General features: G+C 65.1%; 2 protein-coding genes. Both read right to left on the bottom strand.

Annotated elements, in window-relative coordinates:
* Positions 1-1,399: malonyl-CoA synthase (locus RMO40_RS08665; protein ID WP_309719146.1), on the bottom strand; the 1,399-nt coding region annotated here is incomplete at its 3' end.
* Between the two features lie 17 nt (positions 1,400-1,416).
* On the bottom strand, positions 1,417-1,766 hold a 350-nt coding region (locus tag RMO40_RS08660; RefSeq protein WP_309719143.1), incomplete at its 5' end, for an enoyl-CoA hydratase-related protein.

The raw sequence follows: 1,766 nt of genomic DNA, 5'->3' as shown, positions 1-1,766 counted from the left end.
GCCTGGCGATGATCTGTTCGGCGTCCAGCACGGCGCCTTGTCTGGCAGTAACGATGGCCACGCCGACTTCACCAAAATCCGGGTGCGGCACACCCACCAGCGCACTCTCCAGCACACCCGGCATGTCGTTGATATAGCCCTCGATCTCGGCCGGGTACACGTTGTAGCCACCGCTGATGATCAGGTCCTTGCTGCGCCCGACGATGGTCACGCGGCCATCGGCTTCGATCTTTCCGACATCACCGGTCTTGAACCAGCCGTCGCTGGTGAACTCTTCCGCGGTCTTCTCCGGCATGCGCCAGTAGCCCTTGAAAATGTTGGGGCCCTTGACCTCGATGTTGCCGATTTCTCCGGCCGGCATCGCGGTGCCACCCTCCCCGCTCACCCGCACGCCAACGCCGGGCAGCGCAAAGCCCACGGTGCCACCCCGGCGTTGCCCGTCCTGTGGGAGGTAGGGGTTGGAGGTGAGCATGACGGTCTCGCTCATGCCGTAGCGCTCGAGGATGGTGTGGCCCGTGCGGTCCTGCCATTCGTTGAAAGTCTCCAGCAGGAGCGGCGCCGAGCCCGAGACGAACAAGCGCATCTTGCGCACCGCCTCCAGACGCAGCGCCGGCTCGGCCAGCATGCGCACGTAGAGCGTCGGTACGCCCATGAACACCGTGGCCTCGGCCATCTTGCGGATCGCGAGCTGGGGATCGAAGCGTTGCAACCAGATCATCTTGCTGCCGTTGAGCAGCGCGCCGTGCAGGGCCACGAACAGGCCGTGCACATGGAAAATCGGCAATGCATGGATCAGCACGTCTCCGCGCTTCCAGCCCCAATAGTCCTTGAGAACCCGGGCGTTGGACAGCAGGTTGCCGTGCGTCAGCATCGCGCCCTTGCTGCGGCCGGTCGTGCCGCTGGTGTAGAGGATGGCGGCCAGGTCGCCCTCGGCCACGGGAGCAATCTCATGCTGGTCGCTGCAATGGGCGGCGCGCGACAACAGCGAGCCGGTGCGGTCGTCGTTGAGCGTGAACACATGGCGGGTGCCCGCCTTGAATGCGATCTTGCTGACCCAGCCGAAATTCTTCGCGCTGCACACCACGACTGCCGGCTCGGCGTTGCCGACGAAGTACTCGATCTCCGCGCTTTGGTAAGCGGTGTTGAGAGGGAGGAAGACATAACCCGCACGGAGTGTGGCGAGGTACAGCATCATCGCCTCGACCGATTTTTCCACCTGCACCGCGATGCGCGCGCCTGCCGGCAGGTCCAGCGACAACAGAAGGTTGGCCATCATCGCGGTGGCCCGCTCGAGGTCGCGCCAGGAGTAGATGAGGGCGTTGTCTGTTTCAACCGCGGCTTGGTCGAGGTCGGAGGGAAAGGCGGCGCGCAGCGCAGCAAACAGGTTCTGGTTTTTCATGGGAGTCAGGTGGCGGGTCAGAAGCGGGCAGGACGCTTTTCGATGAATGCGGCAATGCCTTCGCGGTGCTCCGCGCTATCGGCATAGCGGTAGGCCGCGGGAGGGGTTTCGGTCGTGGGGTGAAGCGCGCGCAGCGCCTGCTTGTTCAGGCGTGCAGCTTGCGGGGACAACGCGGCGATGCGCTGCGCGGCGGCCACGGCTTGCGCAGCAACGTTGCCATCGGCGACGACGCGGTTGACGAACCCGCGTGCTTTCATTTCAGGCGCGGACATGACGGCCGCCTCCAGCAGCATTTCGCGTGCTGTCAGTTCGCCGGCAGCGCGTGCCACGACTTGCGCCTCACGCGGCGCCATCGGGAAGCCGAGCC

The organism is Rhizobacter sp., assembly GCF_031412075.1.
In the GTDB taxonomy this organism is placed as follows: Bacteria; Pseudomonadota; Gammaproteobacteria; order Burkholderiales; family Burkholderiaceae_C; genus Rhizobacter.
This window is presented reverse-complemented; position numbering and strand designations above follow the sequence as displayed.